Source organism: Mangrovibacterium sp., assembly GCF_059905295.1.
Window position 1 is genome coordinate 21889 of sequence record NZ_JBZQJF010000112.1, and the last position, 17100, is coordinate 38988.

Annotated in this window: 17 protein-coding genes and 1 tRNA gene; 13 read left to right on the plus strand and 5 right to left on the minus strand. The window is 41.5% G+C overall.

Annotated elements, in window-relative coordinates; all coding sequences use genetic code 11:
• Positions 1–77: 77 nt before the first annotated feature.
• The 8 genes from AC37HE_RS06130 to AC37HE_RS06165 all read left to right on the plus strand — a co-directional run bounded on the left by AC37HE_RS06130 (position 78) and on the right by AC37HE_RS06165 (position 4968).
• On the plus strand, positions 78–842 hold the full coding sequence (locus AC37HE_RS06130; RefSeq protein WP_500781909.1) for a TatD family hydrolase: 765 nt from the start codon (positions 78–80) through the stop codon (positions 840–842).
• Between the two features lie 12 nt (positions 843–854).
• Positions 855–1898 carry an asparaginase gene (locus AC37HE_RS06135; protein WP_500781910.1) on the plus strand — a complete coding sequence of 348 codons (1044 nt, stop codon included), beginning with the start codon at positions 855–857 and terminating at the stop codon, positions 1896–1898.
• Positions 1899–1958: 60 nt separating this feature from the next.
• Positions 1959–2046: transfer RNA gene (locus AC37HE_RS06140), tRNA-Ser, on the plus strand.
• Positions 2047–2185: 139 nt separating this feature from the next.
• Positions 2186–3004 (plus strand): MotA/TolQ/ExbB proton channel family protein, encoded by an 819-nt coding sequence (locus tag AC37HE_RS06145; RefSeq protein WP_500781911.1) that lies wholly within the window; start codon positions 2186–2188, stop codon positions 3002–3004.
• A 7-nt stretch (positions 3005–3011) separates the two neighbouring features.
• The gene (locus AC37HE_RS06150) at positions 3012–3467 is read left to right on the plus strand and encodes a hypothetical protein (protein ID WP_500781912.1); all 456 of its coding nucleotides are present in this window, start codon (positions 3012–3014) and stop codon (positions 3465–3467) included.
• 34 nt (positions 3468–3501) lie between these two features.
• Positions 3502–4080 carry an ExbD/TolR family protein gene (locus tag AC37HE_RS06155; RefSeq protein ID WP_500781913.1) on the plus strand — a complete coding sequence of 193 codons (579 nt, stop codon included), beginning with the start codon at positions 3502–3504 and terminating at the stop codon, positions 4078–4080.
• A 3-nt stretch (positions 4081–4083) separates the two neighbouring features.
• Positions 4084–4557, plus strand: a complete 474-nt coding sequence (locus AC37HE_RS06160; RefSeq protein WP_500781914.1) for an ExbD/TolR family protein — start codon at positions 4084–4086, stop codon at positions 4555–4557.
• Positions 4558–4629: 72 nt separating this feature from the next.
• Complete coding sequence (locus AC37HE_RS06165; RefSeq protein ID WP_500781915.1) at positions 4630–4968, plus strand: cupin domain-containing protein; 339 nt, start codon at positions 4630–4632, stop codon at positions 4966–4968.
• Positions 4969–5278: 310 nt separating this feature from the next.
• On the opposite strand, the gene aspS is transcribed toward AC37HE_RS06165, so the two are convergent.
• Positions 5279–7036, minus strand: coding sequence for an aspartate--tRNA ligase (aspS, locus tag AC37HE_RS06170; RefSeq protein WP_500781916.1), 1758 nt, complete (start codon positions 7034–7036; stop codon positions 5279–5281).
• 88 nt (positions 7037–7124) lie between these two features.
• Between aspS and AC37HE_RS06175 the strand changes: the two genes are divergently transcribed.
• Complete coding sequence (locus AC37HE_RS06175; protein ID WP_500781917.1) at positions 7125–7568, plus strand: nucleoside deaminase; 444 nt, start codon at positions 7125–7127, stop codon at positions 7566–7568.
• Positions 7569–7699: 131 nt separating this feature from the next.
• Positions 7700–9280 (plus strand): glycoside hydrolase family 28 protein, encoded by a 1581-nt coding sequence (locus tag AC37HE_RS06180; protein ID WP_500781918.1) that lies wholly within the window; start codon positions 7700–7702, stop codon positions 9278–9280.
• 84 nt (positions 9281–9364) lie between these two features.
• On the opposite strand, the gene AC37HE_RS06185 is transcribed toward AC37HE_RS06180, so the two are convergent.
• Both AC37HE_RS06185 and aroB read right to left on the minus strand, forming a co-directional pair.
• Positions 9365–10594, minus strand: coding sequence for a 3-phosphoshikimate 1-carboxyvinyltransferase (locus AC37HE_RS06185; protein WP_500781919.1), 1230 nt, complete (start codon positions 10592–10594; stop codon positions 9365–9367).
• Between the two features lie 21 nt (positions 10595–10615).
• Positions 10616–11686 (minus strand): 3-dehydroquinate synthase, encoded by a 1071-nt coding sequence (aroB, locus tag AC37HE_RS06190; RefSeq protein WP_500781920.1) that lies wholly within the window; start codon positions 11684–11686, stop codon positions 10616–10618.
• A 94-nt stretch (positions 11687–11780) separates the two neighbouring features.
• On the opposite strand from aroB, the gene AC37HE_RS06195 reads away from it, so the two are divergent.
• Genes AC37HE_RS06195 through AC37HE_RS06205 form a run of 3 tightly spaced genes read left to right on the plus strand, consistent with a single transcriptional unit; the run spans position 11781 to position 14760 of the window.
• On the plus strand, positions 11781–12227 hold the full coding sequence (locus tag AC37HE_RS06195; RefSeq protein WP_500781921.1) for a hypothetical protein: 447 nt from the start codon (positions 11781–11783) through the stop codon (positions 12225–12227).
• A gap of 51 nt (positions 12228–12278) precedes the next feature.
• A complete protein-coding gene (dprA, locus tag AC37HE_RS06200; RefSeq protein ID WP_500781922.1) occupies positions 12279–13385 on the plus strand; it encodes a DNA-processing protein DprA in 1107 nt (368 codons plus the stop codon).
• A 43-nt stretch (positions 13386–13428) separates the two neighbouring features.
• Entirely contained in the window at positions 13429–14760 is a 1332-nt protein-coding gene (locus AC37HE_RS06205; RefSeq protein ID WP_500781923.1) for a DEAD/DEAH box helicase, read from the plus strand.
• Positions 14761–14769: 9 nt separating this feature from the next.
• Here AC37HE_RS06205 and AC37HE_RS06210 read toward each other — a convergent pair whose 3' ends face one another.
• Complete coding sequence (locus AC37HE_RS06210; protein ID WP_500781924.1) at positions 14770–16560, minus strand: histidine kinase N-terminal 7TM domain-containing protein; 1791 nt, start codon at positions 16558–16560, stop codon at positions 14770–14772.
• Between the two features lie 12 nt (positions 16561–16572).
• A partial coding sequence (locus tag AC37HE_RS06215) for a manganese efflux pump MntP (protein WP_500781925.1) occupies positions 16573–17100 on the minus strand: 528 nt, incomplete at its 5' end.

A 17100-nucleotide genomic window follows, 5' to 3' on the forward strand; every position in this document is an offset into this window, starting at 1 on the left:
AATTAGTAATAAGATAATATTCGAACAACGTTCGATTTCATTTTAACTGTTTTCTTTGTTATAAATTGTCAAAAAACATGTTGATCGATACGCATTCTCACATTTATACTGAAGACTTCTCTGATGATATTGCTGATGTTATTCAGCGGGCCTACGAAAATGAAGTACGAAAAATTGTACTCCCCAATATTGATAGTTCTACTGTTCGGAAAATGCTGGACCTTACGGAGCAATACCCGCAAGTTTGTTACCCGTTGATGGGGCTTCACCCCACTTCGGTGAATGAAGACTATGAAGAGGAACTTGAATTGGTTGAGTTTTGGTTGCAAAAACAAAAGTTCTACGGGATTGGTGAGATTGGTATCGATTTGTATTGGGATAAAACATTTGTGAAAGAGCAAATCGATGCTTTTCGCAAACAAATTCGGATGGCCGTCAAGTATGATTTACCGATTGTTATTCATTTACGGGAATCATTCAACGAGGTGATGCAGGTTTTGAAGGAAGAGAAAGCGCCAAACTTACGCGGGGTGTTTCATAGCTTTTCAGGAACCGTTGAACAAGCCAATGAGGTGATCGCTTTGGGATTTAAACTTGGAGTAAACGGGGTGGTAACGTTTAAAAATAGTGGTATGGATAAAGTAATTGAAAAGATTGACCCATATCATATAATATTAGAAACAGATGCACCATATTTGACGCCGGTTCCTTTTCGGGGGAAACGTAATGAAAGCTCCTACCTGATTTACGTCGCACAGAAGGTTGCGGATTTACATCAAATGAGTGTTCAAGACCTGGCTAGACTATCAACCCAAAACGCAGAAAGTTTATTTCAAATTTGAAAATTATTCTTGATGCTTATCAGTTCCGTTAACAAGCAAGTTCCGTCAATTCTGATTATCTATACCGGTGGTACAATCGGCATGGTGCAAAAAAACGGTGCTCTAAATCCAGTAAAGTTCGATCAGATTTTAGATGAAGTCCCCGAACTTAGTCGATTGGGGTATCATTTGGAGGCAATGACCTTCACGCCACCGATCGATTCTTCAGACATGACCCCGAAGAAGTGGGCCCGGCTGGCTAAGATTATCCAAAATAACTACAATAAGTTCGATGGTTTTGTTGTGCTGCACGGAACCGATACCATGGCTTACACGGCATCAGCGATGAGCTATATGCTCGAAAATCTGGATAAGCCTGTCGTTTTTACCGGTTCGCAGCTGCCGATCGGAATTCTTCGTACCGATGGAAAAGAAAACTTAATTACCTCGATTGAAATTGCAGCCGCCAAGCAAAACGGAATGGCGATAGTTCCTGAGGTTTGCATTTATTTCGATTTTAAGTTGATGCGTGGAAACAGAACGAAGAAAAGACATGCTGATCATTTTAGTGCATTCAATTCACAAAATTATCCATTGCTGGCAAAGGCCGGGGTTGATATCAAGTATTACTATGAAAATATTTACTATGCTCGTAAAAAGGGAATTCTGAACGTACATACAACCTTTGATGAAAATGTTGTTGTGCTGAAAATTTTTCCGGGCATGAGTAAAGCTGTTTTTGATAGTGTCATTAATATTCCGGGCTTGAAGGGAATTGTCCTCGAAGCATACGGATCCGGCAATGTTCCAACGGCAAGCTGGTTTACACGTTTGCTCAAAAAGGCGATTCGTCTTCGACTCGTAATTGTCACTGTGACACAGTGTGAGGGGGGAGCAGTAAAGATGGGACACTATCAAACGAGTAAGGAACTTCTCGATGCAGGAGTAATCAGTGGAAAAGATATGACGACAGAAGCAGCGGTGACAAAATTGATGTATTTACTCGGACAGGGTTTAAGTGAGGATGATATCAAGCTTTACATGAACAAAAGTATGAGCGGTGAAATAAGCGAGTAGTTGTTTTTTTTTTACAATTTTTTTGTAATTTGCAGCCCGAATTTACAGGAGCCGGATCTTGGAGAGGTGCAGGAGTGGCTGAACTGGCACGCCTGGAAAGCGTGTGTACACCAAAAGTGTACCGAGGGTTCGAATCCCTCTCTCTCCGCAGTCTCGTTCTCGTTAAAGCTAACAATGGAAATTAAGAAAATGTTTTTGTGAGGAGTGGAATTTATTCCAAATCTAACAGAATATCAATCAAATAGTATAAATAAAATAAGGAGATTTACTAATTAAAATTGAAACCAATGATGAAAAAACTATTTGCGTTTATAGCAGTACTTGGGATGCTTTATTTGGGAGCATCGAACAATGCCGTAGCACAGGACGAAACTGCTACCGACACAACTGCAGTAACAGCTGCACAAACTGTTGCACCGGCAGCTACTGCTGATGCAGAAGAAGAAGCCGCTGCTACAGCAGAACAAGGACAATCTTTACACAGCCAGTTGAAACAAAAGTTCATCGAAGGGGGTGCCGGATTCATGTCATTCGTATTGATCTGTTTGATTTTAGGTCTTGCGTTGTCTCTGGAACGTGTTATCTACCTGAACTTGTCAACTTCAAACAACAAAAAATTATTGTTGAAAGTTGAAGATGCTTTGGCTACAGGTGGTATCGAAGCTGCCAAAGAAGTTTGTCGTAACACACGTGGTCCGGTTGCAAGTATTTTCTACCAAGGTTTAGATCGTTCAGACGAAGGTATCGACGTTGTAGAAAAAACTGTTGTAGCTTACGGTGGTGTACAAGCAGGTTTGTTGGAAAAAGGTTTGAGCTGGTTAGCTCTGTTTATTGCTTTGGCTCCTATGTTAGGGTTCATGGGTACAGTAATCGGTATGATCCAAGCATTCGACGCTATCGAGGTTGCTGGTGATATTAGCCCGTCTTTGGTTGCCGGTGGTATTAAAGTTGCCTTGATTACAACAGTATCTGGTCTTGTTGTTGCGATGATTCTTCAAATTTTCTACAACTACTGTTTAGCAAAAATCGACAGTATTATTAACAGCATGGAAGATGCTTCTATTTCTTTGATTGACATCTTAGTAAAACACAATCTTAAAAAATAATTGAATTATGAAACTTGAAAAAGTATTAAACATTTTAATGTATGTACTTTTGGCAGTTTCAGCTATTCTGATTGTGTCAATGATGATGAATCTTAGCGATGATAAAGCTGACGCTACCATGGGAACATGGATCAATGCAAACTTGTCTTGGTCATATTTCTTGTTAGCTGCCAGTGCAATTATTGCTGTTGTATTTGCGATTATTCACACATTTTCTGATAAGGCTGCTGCTAAAAAAGGCTTAACAGCGATTGTTTTTGCAGGTGTCGTTCTTGCTCTTGCTTATGTATTTGCATCTGACGCCATCCCGCAATTCCACGGAGTAGATAAATTTGTTACAGACGGTAGCTTGACCAACACTGTTTCTAAGTGGATCGGTACTACATTGTATGCAACATATATCTTGTTGTTTTTGACAATTATTGCTATTGCTTTAGCTCCGTTAACTCGTTTATTTAAATAATTTATTGTGGAATAATTACAGGAAAAATTAGATTATGGCTAGAAAAGTACCTGAAATACCCGCAGCATCTTTGGCCGATATCGCCTTCATGTTGCTTATCTTTTTCCTGGTAACGACCACAATGGATGTTGACAGCGGTTTGGAACGTAGACTTCCACCTATGCCACCTGAAGATCAAAACAACGACGATACCCCTCCTATTAAGGAACGTAACGTATTTGTAGTGTTGGTTAACGCCAACGATCAGTTGCTGGTAGAAGGAGAACCATTAGAAGTTGATCAGTTGAGAGAAAAAGCCAAAGAATTTATGGCTAACCCGAATAATTCTGAAAATTTACCAGAAAAAACAATGAAGGAAGTTCCTTATTTTGGTGAAACCGGAATTACTAAAGGGGTTATCTCGCTGCAAAACGACCGTGGTACATCGTACGGAACGTATATTGCTGTCCAAAACGAGTTGGTTGGTGCCATTAATGACCTGAGAGAAGAATTAGCCGAACAAAAATTCGGTAAATCTTACGATAAGTTGGATACGGATCAGCAAGACGCGATTAAAGAAATTTATCCGTCTAAGATCTCTGAAGCTGAACCGAAAAAAGTGGGAGGAAAATAGAATATGTCAAAATTTAGAAAAGACAGTGGTAAAGAATTGCCACCAATTTCGACCGCTTCGTTGCCTGATATCGTATTTATGTTGCTATTCTTCTTCATGGTTAGTACAACGATGAGGGAAGTGACTCTGAAAGTTATGATTCACGTTCCTGAAGCGACTGAACTTTCCAAGTTGGAAAAGAAATCATTGGTAAGCTATATTTACGTTGGTGAACCTCAAAAACAATTTCAAAAAGTTTTTGGTACAGAACCACGTATTCAGCTGAACGACCAGTTTGCTCAGCCTTCAGATATTATGGATTTCATTACTGCAGAACGTGAAGCTCATGATGAAGCTGAAGTACCATTGATGATTACATCTCTGAAAGTTGATGAATTCGCTAAAATGGGTATCGTTTCCGATATCAAACAAGAATTGCGTAAAGCATCTGCTTTGCACATCAACTATTCGTCAAGAAAGAAAACTGTTAAAGATTAATCTTTTACGACATACATATAAAGGGAAACTCGCACGGGTTTCCCTTTTTTCATTCATATAACCTACGAAACTATGGCTACACTAAAATTTGATGAAGTTCCTTATGAGAAAGTTCGCGATGGATTAGAGCGAAAAATAATTCATACCAATAATCTGATGAGTGTGTTGATTGATTTCACGGATGGTCCATGGGCTGAACCGGAACCACCACACAGTCATCCTCATGAGCAAACATCGTATGTGGCTGCCGGAGAAATTATTTTCTTCTGTGAAGATGAAGAGCCGGTTCAGTTGAAAGCCGGTGATTTATTTGCTGCTCCTTCAGGTAAAAAACATTGTATTCAGTTACTGACCCCTTCTGCGAGGTTGGTGGATAGTTTTAATCCGATCCGGGAAGATTTCCTGAAGTAATAGATCGGTATGGGAAAAGCTCTATAGTCTTTTTTTAAAAGATACTTAACTTTTAAAAAAAGATTATAGAAGAAATTTTAAATTACCCGTATCTTTTGAGCAAATGATACGGGGCATTTCATAAAATCGCACGTATCTTTTTGGTAAAAGATAAGTATCTTTTGGTGACGAGATTTCAGGCTTTCCTAATGAGGCTTTTTTTAGGCATGGGAATACCTGCTATAAGGGGATCAAAAAAGGACTTTAACTCACGGGTTAAAGTCCTTTTATATGTTGGTGTTAACAAGGTATCAATCCTGTTGGTAGACGATTATTTGTCTTCCTTCAGGTCAACTTTGATATTCAATTCGTCTAACTGAGCATCGGCAATTGGTGACGGTGCGTCGTTCATAACATCACGTCCTGAGTTGTTTTTCGGGAAAGCGATGGTGTCGCGGATGCTGTCGAGGCCACAGAATAGCGAAACAAGACGGTCGAAACCGAAAGCAATACCTGCATGAGGAGGAGCCCCGTATTTAAAGGCACTCATCAGGAAGCCAAATTGAGCTTCAGCCGATTCTTTGGTGAACCCGAGCAAGTCGAACATTTTAGCTTGCAAATCGGAATTGAAAATACGGACAGAACCACCACCAATTTCAACACCATTGATGACCAAATCGTATGCATTTGCCCGAACTTTTCCAGGATCTGTTTCCAGCATTGGAATATCTTCCGGTTTAGGTGCAGTAAATGGGTGGTGCATGGCATAGTATCGTTGTGTTTCATCGTCCCACTCCAATAACGGAAAGTCAACAACCCACAATGGTTTGAATGTTTCTTTATCGCGCAATCCCAATTGGTTTGCCATTTCCAGACGAAGTTCACCTAAGGCTTTCAATGTTTTTTCTTTGTCGCCTGATAGAACCAGGATTAAGTCGCCGGCTTCAGCGCCACAAATGTCAACCCATTGTTTCAGGTCTTCTTCACCATAGAATTTGTCAACTGAAGATTTTAGGCTGCCATCATTATTGCATTTCAGGTAAACCATTCCTTTGGCCCCAATTTGCGGACGTTTCACCCAGTTGGTCAGGGCATCAAGTTGTTTCCGGGTATATTCACTGCATCCTTTGGCACAAATAGCACCAATAAATTCAGCTTCATCAAATACTTTAAAATCTTTTCCTTTTACGGCTTCGCTGATGTCGTTGATCAGCATTTCGAAACGGATGTCCGGTTTGTCGGAACCGTATTTCGCCATGGCTTCCGAGTAAGGCATGCGTTGGAATTCGCCAACTTCAACGTTTTTCGTTGTTTTAAACAAGTGTTTGGTCATTCCTTCAAACAGGTTTAAAACATCTTCTTGTTCAACAAACGACATTTCGCAGTCGATTTGAGTAAACTCGGGTTGACGGTCGGCACGAAGGTCTTCGTCGCGGAAACATTTCACAATCTGATAGTAACGGTCGAAGCCGGCAACCATCAACAATTGTTTGAAGATTTGCGGAGACTGAGGCAGTGCGTAAAATTCGCCTGGATTTAGGCGAGAAGGAACAACAAAGTCGCGGGCACCTTCGGGAGTTGATTTCATCAAAACAGGAGTTTCTGTTTCAATAAATTCCAACTTGTTCAGGTAAGTACGGATTTCGTGTGCCATTTTCGAACGCAACACCAGGTTTTCGCGAACCGGGTTACGGCGCAAATCCAGGTAACGGTATTTCATGCGAATGTCGTCACCACCATCACTTTCATCCTCGATGGTAAACGGAGGGACAGCCGACGGACTCAAAATATTGAGTTTGCTTACTTCAATTTCGATGTCGCCGGTTGCAATATTTTTGTTTTTACTACTTCGCTCGCGAACAGTACCGGTTGCCTGAATGACAAATTCACGGCCCAGTTTCTTCATGTTTTCTTTCAGCTCAGCTGATGAATTCTCATCAAAAACCAGCTGGGTAATACCAAATCGGTCGCGTAAATCAACGAAAGTCATTCCGCCTAATTCGCGTTTACGTTGTACCCATCCGGACAATGTAATTTCCTTACCCTGATCTTCAATACGAAGTTCACCACAGGTATGCGTTCTGTACATAATGGTCGATTCTTTTTGTTTGCCTGCAAAAATAAGCAGTTTTTAGCAATTTAATTGGTAGGTTTGTCATTAATATTGAATTGATTTGATGATGCAGCCCTTTGATGATGTTTACTTTATGAAGCGTGCGTTTCAGGAAGCTCAACTGGCTTACAAAAAAGGTGAAGTGCCGGTTGGGGCCGTGGTTGTGGCTAATAACCGGATTATTGCACGCGCTCATAACCTGACTGAAACGTTGACCGATGTTACCGCTCATGCCGAAATGCAGGCTGTTACAGCTGCAGCCAATCTTCTTGGAGGAAAATATTTAACCGAGTGCACCCTTTATGTGACACTTGAACCTTGTGTGATGTGTGCCGGAGCGTTGGGCTGGGCACAGTTGGGTAAGTTGGTTTATGGGGCCAGTGACGAGAAACGGGGCTTCTCCAAATTTGCTCCCAAAGGTCTTCATCCCAAAACGGTAGTCGTTGCAGGTGTTATGGCGGATGATTGTGCCGATCTGATGACGGCCTTCTTTCAGGAGCGCCGTTAAATCTTCTTATTTACAATACTTTTAAATAAAAATAAACAAGAGATTATTTTTAGATCGCTAAATGTAAACGTTTTCATAATTGCGGAAAGTTGATTAGTTTTGAAGCAAACTAGCAGAACTAACAAAAGCACATGAAAACAAAAATCTATTCTTTTCTTCCGATTTTATTCTTCCTTTTGAGTTGCAGCACGGCAAAACACAAGAATAAGGAGTGGACATTAGCCTCCATACCGACTATAAAGCAAGTAGGGCATACCAATCTTCCCAATGATATTGCCCCGGTTGAAGCACCTTTCGAGACAATTCAGTTTAAAAAGCCTGATTTCCAGACCGATACTATTTTCCTTCAGTTGTCTGCAAAACAGATTAATACGAAGGTAATCAACCAAGCTATTGCAAGTTTGAGTGAACAAGGCGGAGGTGTTGTTGTCGTTCCTCAAGGGGAGTGGTTAACCGGTCGCGTGGAATTAGTCTCCAATGTCAATTTGCATATTCCGGCAGGTGCAGTACTTCGTTTTAGTGGTTGGGTGAAAGATTTTCAACCAGCTGTATTTACCCGAATTGAAGGAGTTGAAGTGATGTCGCTTGGTGCCTGTATTTACGCCAACGGACAGGATAATATTGCAGTTACCGGTCGGGGTAAGCTGATTGGGCCGACCGGTGGAGATATTCGGGATCGTATTGACCGCTCAGGCGTTATTGAGAATGTGATTGAAGCCACAACACCGATCAAAGAACGGATGTTTGATGGTAACCAGGAGTCGGGAACCATTTTCCCACCAATGTTTATTTCTCCAATCAATTGTACAAACGTTTATCTTGAAGGTGTATCCCTTGAAAACACTGCTTTTTGGAATGTCGTACCGATTTATTGCGACGGTGTTATTATCCGCGGAATCAATGTTAATTCGATCGGTGTGCCTCGGGGTGACGGGATTGATATTGAGTCGACCCGGAATGTATTAATTGAATACAGCACCTTGGCTTGTGGTGATGATTGTTTTACCATGAAAGCCGGGCGGGGATATGATGGACTGCGCGTAAACAAGCCGACCGAAAATGTGGTTGTACGTTACTGCCTGGCCCGCGAAGGACACGGCGGGATTACTGTTGGTAGCGAGACCGCTGCAGTAATTCGGAATTTGTATGTTCACGACTGTGTGTTTGATGATACCGAGGTTGGAATTCGTTTTAAAACCCGCAGACCGCGAGGTGGAGGCGGTGAAAATTTAACTTACGAGCGGATCCGAATGAACCTTCGGGCAACAGCTTTTAAATGGGATATGCTAGGCGAGCCCTTGTTTGTTGGTGAGTTGGCCGAAAGATTACCTGCAAGAGAGGTGAATGAATTAACGCCCTGGTACAAAAACATTCATGCAAAAGATATTCTGATTGAAAACTGTACGCACTTTGTGAAAGTTTTTGGAATTCCGGAATCCCCGCTGGAGAATCTGAACATTGAAAATGTCGTAGCCAATTGTACGAATTTCTTTTATGCACACGATTTGGATAAAGGCACATTTAAGAATATGCGGCTGACATCGAATGACAGTATTCTTGAATTTGTTGACACACGGAACTTGCTCTTTCAGAATATCGAATTTAATACCCCTGCAAAAAATATCGATTTGAAGATGGATGGTACACTAACCGACAGTATCCAATTTTCAGCTTGTCCTCCGATTAAAGATCAGCTGTGGTTGCGGAAATAAACGTTTAAGATCGACTTGAATAGAACTAAAAAGAGGATGATTAGCCTGAGCCAATCATCCTCTTTTTGTATATCATTTAATCAATTAGGCTTCTTTTACCTCGAAGCCAACCAATTTCAAATCGTCGTAGTATTCGGGATACGATTTGGTTACTACCATCGCATCATCAATTTCAACAGCACCAAAGAAAGCAGCAGGGGCAAAAGCCAGTGCCATGCGGTGATCGTGGTAGGTTGAGATGAAAGGTACCTCATGCTTTTTAAATGGGAATGTACCATCCCAAGCCAGTTCACCGTGTTGCGGTTCGGTTAGCTGAGCTCCGAATTTGGCCAATTCATTTTGAAGGGCTGCAATTCGGTTTGTCTCTTTGATTTTCAAGGTTTCCAGTCCTGTAAAATGGAAGGGAACATTTTTCATCACACAAAGTACCGCCATTGTTTGAGCGATATCCGGATTTTCGAGAAAGTCCAGGTTCAATTTCTTCGGTTGAACATTGGCTGTTTTACGGATGATGATTCCATCGTCGTAAACCTGGCTTTCAACACCAAATGGCTTAAACCAAGGGGCAATATTACAGTCTCCCTGCAAGCTAATTAAGTGCAGATTCGGTAATTTTATTTCACCCTCTTCTGCCATTGCCAAAATCTCATACCAATACGATGCACCCGACCAGTCACCTTCCACTGTATATTCAATTGGACGGTATTGTTGCTGAGGAATGCGTATTTCGTTTCCTTTAAAGATGGCATCAACACCAAATTGCTTCATCAGCTTCAGTGTCATTTCAATATATGAACGGGATGTAATTCGGTTCTTCAGGCGTAAGGTTAAGCCATCTTCCAAAGTTGGAGCAATCATTAACAGTGCCGAGATATACTGGCTGCTAATACTCCCGTCCAGTTCCAGAACTTTTCCTTTCAGGTGAGAACCAAAGATCCGGAGGGGTGGGAAACCTTCATTTTCGATATACTCGATTTTAGCACCCAGTTGGTTCAAGGCATCAACCAAGACTTTTATCGGGCGTTGTTTCATGCGCTCCGAACCGGTAATAACCCATTCACCAACAATTTGCGACAGGAAAGCCGTCAAAAAGCGCATGGCTGTTCCTGCATGGCCAATATCGAATAGGTTGGTATTCGACTCCAGTACTTTTTTCAGCACTTTGGTATCGTCGCTGGTCGACAGGTTTTGAATTTCGTAAGGGCTGTAACTCAGTGCATGAATAATCAGTGCACGGTTAGCAATACTCTTGGAGGCCGGCAGGTTAATTGTGCCGTAAACCTTTTTATCGTTTTTCGAAACTTGAAATTTCATATCTTTTTTGTTCTATGCAGCTTAAACGCTTAACTGGCGATAAAAGTTAAGAGCATCAAAAATTAATTCTTTGGGGCAGTCCTGGTTAATTTCAACCTGGCCGATTTCCGAGATCAGGGTAAAGTTGATACGGTTGCCTTCATTTTTCTTGTCGTGTGTCATTAGCTCGTACAGCGCTTCGTAATCAGCTTCTGCAATTTCAAATTTGCCGTATTTCTCAAGCATCCAACGGGAAATTGATTGAAGTAAATCTTCCTTGAACCCGCATTTTTTAGCTGAAAGATAAAGCTCGGCAATCATACCATAAACCACTGCATGTCCGTGTAAAATAGGTCGTCCTTCGTGCAGGGCGTAACTTTCAAATGCATGCCCGACAGTATGTCCGAAATTCAAGGCTTTGCGAATATTTTTTTCTGTCAGGTCATTCAGTACGTGCCATTCTTTTACGGCTACCGAATTGGCAATAATGGCTTGCAACGATTCATAATTGATGTTGTTGAGATCGTACTGCATTAATTCGTTCCAATGTTCCGGGCTTTTAATTAAGCCATGTTTCAGCATTTCAGCATAACCCGAAAGGAAGTTCTCGCCGTCGATTGTTTTTAGAAAATTGGTATTAATGATTACTGCATCGGGCTCGTTGAAAACACCAATTTCATTTTTCAACCCGTTGAAGTTAATGCCGGTTTTTCCACCAATTGACGCATCAACCTGGGATAGCAGGGTTGTTGGGATGTTTACAAAAGCCATTCCCCGCTTAAAGGTTGAGGCTGCAAATCCTCCAAGGTCGGTAAGCATGCCGCCACCAATATTAATGAGTAGCGATTTGCGGTCGGCTCCGTTTTTCGAGAGCATTTCCCATACTTTCTCCACCGAAGCCACAGATTTGTGATTCTCGCCACCTTGAATAGTTACTGAACAAATGTTATACTTGTCGATTAACGATTGAATGAGTGGCAAACACAACTTTGCGGGAATTTCTTCCGTTAATAAAAATACTTTCCCTGTCGGATAGGTACAGATGATTTTTTCCAGTTCCGTTTCGATCTGTTGGGAAAAGATAATATTAGAATGTATTTTTGATGCAGTCATCACCTCTTTTTTTGGTGCCGCAAAGTTAAAAAAAAATAGGAGCCTCGAGAATTTAAAAGTAATATGGGGCAATTATTTACAATTTAGAAGTAACATGGAGATATCGAATAAGAAACGTGTCGCAAAGGTTAAACGGATATTTAATATTAGTATGCTTGTGTTGGTGTTGATTACGTTGTTTTTTGCTTGGCGGGACAATATGCTTGTGTTTGGGATTTTTGCCGGGGTTGATGTTTTGTTTTTTATAGGATTTCAGTTTGCGAATGTAAACTATATCTATTACAGCTCGGAGGCAAATAAAATACTGGTGCGTTATTACCCGATCATTTCTATTTTTGGTAAAGAATACAGTTCGATTGAGTTCGATAAGAGCCTGCTTTATTTTGCAAAGGTAAAGCGGATGGGGGCACTTGCTGACTTGTATTTGGCGATTAAGACCAGCAAAGGAATTGCAGAATATCCCGAAGTTAGCCTGATGGGGCTTAGCAAAGAAGAGATCGATATGATTGAACGAGATCTGAATAGCATGCTTAAGCAGTAGAGCCTTGATTATTAGCCTGAAAAGACTTAACTTGAATGAAAGCTTTTCAGTATGCCTCAAGCCGATCAACTACCTTACTATATTGCACTGTCTTTGATTCCCGGAATTGGATGTATTAATGCGAAGAAATTGATTGCCTACATGGGAAGCATTGAGGTAATTTTCGAAGCGAATGAAAAGCAACTTCAGAAAGTGCCTGGAATCGGATCAATTCTGGCACGGAATATTGTTGAGCATCGTAATCTCGAGCGCGGATTTCAGGAACTCGAGTTTCTCCGAAAATATCAAATTAACACCACCTGCTATTGGGATACTGGTTACCCGACTCGGTTGAAAAACTGTATGGATGCGCCCCTCGTACTCTTTTCAAAAGGAACTATAAATTGGAATGGTGAGAAGATTATCGCCATCGTTGGAACCCGCAATGCCACAGAATATGGCAAAAAGGTTTGTGATGAACTGGTTGCAGACATGGCTGGGCGTGGTGGATATACGGTCGTCAGTGGGCTGGCTTACGGAATTGATTCAGCAGCGCATAAGGCCTGTTTAAAGCATGGAGTCTCCACTTGGGGCATTTTGGCACATGGACTGGATATGATTTATCCGACATTGCATCGTGCATTGGCTGAAAAGATGTTGGTGCAGGGGGGATTAATAACTGATTTCATAAGTGATACGAAGCTGGAGCGCAATAATTTTCTCAGGCGTAACCGGATTGTTGCCGGTTTGGCCGATGCGACAATTGTTGTTGAGTCAGCCACGAAAGGGGGCGCTTTGGTGACTGCAGATATTGCCGGTTCGTATAATCGTGATGTGTTTGCCTTGCCTGGTCGAAGTTCGGACCTCTTTTCTCAAGGATGTAATGAGTTGATTCAGCAGAATAAAGCTTGTTTGATTCAGACTTTGAATGATTTGGAGTTTTTTATGGGCTGGGAAAAGTCGAAAGCCAAGGCTTCTCAAATTCAAAAGCAACTATTTATGGAATTGACAGCAGCAGAGCAACAGGTGATTGATGCATTAAAAAATGACCCTGTTTATATCGATCAGCTGTGTCAATTGGTAAAAATGCCGATGGGGAAAGTGTCTGCCCTGTTGTTGAATCTTGAATTTAATGGTTTGGTGGTAAGCTTACCCGGCAAAATGTATCGCCTGAATTAGTCCATTGGTTTCGCATGTCGATTTTTGCATATATCTTTGCCACATGGTAACTTTCGAAGATTTAAAAGTCAATAAATCAATTTTAAAAGCCCTCGCAGAGATCGGCTTTGAACAACCAACTCCAATTCAGGAGAAGGCAATCCCTCTTGTTCGTTCGGGTGTTGATGTGTTAGGTATTGCACAGACCGGAACAGGGAAAACAGCCGCCTATCTGCTTCCGCTGTTTATGAAATTAGTCAAAGCAGAGGGAGATGATCCGCGGGCCCTGATCCTTGTCCCAACAAGGGAACTATCAATCCAGGTAGGTGAAGATATTGAGGAGTTGACAACTTACAGCAATATTCGTCATGCAGCCATTTATGGAGGAATTGGCTGGACCAAGCATGCCGATTTGATTGAGCCGGGTATTGATATTCTGGTGGCAACGCCGGGGCGATTGATGGACTTGTATAAAGCCGGAGCTGTTTCGCTGAAGAAGATTAAGACGCTGGTGATTGACGAGGCCGATCGTATGCTGGATATGGGGTTTATGCCACAAATACGAAAGTTGCTTGAAATTATTCCCGTGAAACGCCAGAACTTGCTGTTCTCAGCTACTTTTAATGAGAAAGTTGAGGAGATGAGTCACGAATTTCTGGATTTTCCGGAACGTGTCGAGATTGCTCCTTCTGCAACTCCTGCACAGCTGGTGCAGCAATCTTATTACAAGGTGCCTAATATTCGGACGAAGTTGAACTTGATTCAGCATTTGCTGCTTGATGAAGAAACCTTTAGCCGTGTCATCATATTTGTTCGCACAAAGGAACATGCCGAGAGTGTCTTCAAAATAATTAAGCGCAAAACCGAGGGTGAAAAACGGATTTTACATTCCAATAAAGGACAGAATACCCGCATTAATGCGATTAATTCCTTTAAAGAGGGTGACGTTCGTATTCTTATTTCGACCGATGTTTCGGCTCGTGGATTGGATGTGAGTTTGGTTTCGCATGTAATCAATTTTGATTTGCCGCAACGTTACGAGGATTATGTGCATCGAATTGGACGGACGGCACGGGCGAATAATCACGGAGAGGCTATCACCTTGATCAATCCGGCAGAAGAATATCATCTTCGCAAAATTGAAGAGACAATCCGAATGGAGATTCCGGAGCGTGCAATTCCCGAAGAGGTTGAAGTTCCACCAACACCGAAAGCAGAGAATCAGGAGCAACTGCGCGAAATTGACCGTCAAAAGAAAGCCGAGGATCCAACTTTTAAGGGAGCTTTTCATGAGAAAAAACGTCGTCCGGGAGAAAGTAAGAACAGGCCGGTGAATCCACCGAAACACCTTTCAAAGACTAAAAAATTCAGGAAAGGAAGAGGGAACAAAAGATAGTTCAGGGAGCTAGTCGACGGGAAGAATGAAGTAAAATAAGCAACCTTCGCCGGGAATCGCACTGCTGAAAACACCAATTTCACCACCTAGTTTCTCGATTATTCGTTTAACGATTGAGAGACCTAGGCCGTTGCCATTCGCCCGACTGACGTCCAAGCGGGTAAATTGTGTGAATATTTTCTTTTGGTCTTCAGTTAATAAGCCATTTCCATTGTCTTTAATCCAGTATTTGATTTTTTGTTCTGCATAAAGTTGCTCTGCTCCAAGTTTTATAACAGGAGGATGACCGCCGTATTTGATTGCATTGCTGATAAAGTTTACCCACACTTCTTCCAACCATGCGGGGATGCCGGCGATTGATGGCAGTGAGGTGGTTATGTCTATTTTAGCGTTGCGGCTCAAAACCATTTCCTTCAGTCGTTCCAACGCTTCATCAACTATTGTGTTCATGTCAACATGCTCTTTGTTTAACTCTTGCTGTCTGATGGTTGACATCGTAAGAAGCTCTTCCATGATGTACAAGGTTTTTTTTGCTGAGCTATTGATAATGTTGTTGTAATGCGTGATTCCGGTATATTCTTTTTCTTCAAGATCGGATGTGATCATGTCTGATAACCCGATGATTGAGCCAATTGTATTTTTCAAATCATGGGCTACAGTATGCGCAAAATTGTCCAGATCTTCAATCAACTTTTCATTTTCTTCGATTTCCTGTGTTAGTTTTGTATTTGTTTCGATGATTGTTTGCTCCTTCGATTTTATCGCTGTTATATCTCTGAAGATCATAAGATGGCCACAAGGCATGTTGTTCCTGACAAACAGTGGCGTCGATTGCATAAAAATATGGCGTTTTTCCGGGCTTAGTCGAGTGGTGAACTCAATGTAGAACGGATCCGGCCCCGGCTTGATTTGGTTTATCAGATCAATGCGCTCGGGGACAACATCTGCAATATGTTTCCCGATAACCTCTGCTCGTGACTTTTTCATCAACTTAAGAGTACTCTCATTGATGTCCGCAATTTTGTAGTTCATATCACAAAGCAGGAAGCCATCATTCATTACATCAATCAATTTTTTACGGGCAAACGGAATAAGATCCATGGAGCCAAATCGGATGTTGATGTAGGCGAGAATCAAGCCGGTTGTGAAAAACAGAGTTGGTGTCCAGTCAAAACCAGGTATCGGGTTAATTTTAAAAACGTAAATGAGATTGCCGAAGATTGGAATAAAACAAGCAATAAGCATAAGCCACATGGCCCGGTGAATCTGATTTCGGTATTGACGGAAAAGAGAAAGGATATTAATTATTCCGAGCGTTAGGTAAGCGTAAGTGAAAATAAATAGCAACCAAAATGTTGGGCCGTATTCATAGATTGTGGTGTTGTGTTCCCGGTTAATCGAAATTGATTTCCAATGAAGTTGATGTAAATCGTTGGTGAAAACAACGATTACAAACAGCCATGCGGCAATGATCAACGGAATCTGGAGCCGCATCGATATTTTTTTCTGACGGGATTCAAAGCTTATTGAGAAAAGATAAAACCAAACAGGAATAAAGGGAATCCCCAGGTATGAAAACTTCGACCAAAATATTTTGGTCTGCAGGTCTGTTGCAGCATATTCCAGAAAATAAAAGATCGTCCAGATTGAAATCGCGGTTTGAAGAAGTGCCAGGTAGCTACTGCCAACTGTTTCTCTAAACCTGGCTATTAATAATGCAATTAAAAATCCACCTAAGCCTGAAAAAAGAAGAAACAAGCTAAGCGGATCGATCAGATAGTTGTCGATCTGGAAGGGCATGGGAATTTTTTGTTATGAAGCGATAAAAGTATCCAGAAGGTGCAAATGTTCCAAAAGAATTCTGATTCCAATTAGAATGAGAATTAAACCTCCTATAATTTCAGCGTATTTAGCAACTTTACTTCCGGTCTTTTTCCCAATTAAGATACCTAGCATTGATGCAATAAATGTAATGCTGCCTATGATGATAACAGCCGGAGTGATTCGCGTCATGATCATTGCCATACTGAAGCCTACAGCCATCGCATCAATGCTGGTTGCAAAAGCCAACACAACAGCTACTTTAAATATCATGGGATCTAAAGAAGATTTCTCCTCTTTCTTTCTGAAGTTTTCGATGATCATTTTCCCTCCAATGAGGCTTAGAAGGCCAAATGCAATCCAGTGATCTACAGGTTCTATATAATTACGAATGCTGTTTTCAAGCAGCCATCCGATAACCGGCATGACAGCTTGGAATAAAGCTAAAAGGAAAGCTAATTTTACGGCTTGAAAAAAACGAATTTTGGGCAGACTTAAGCCACTGGTGACTGATACTGC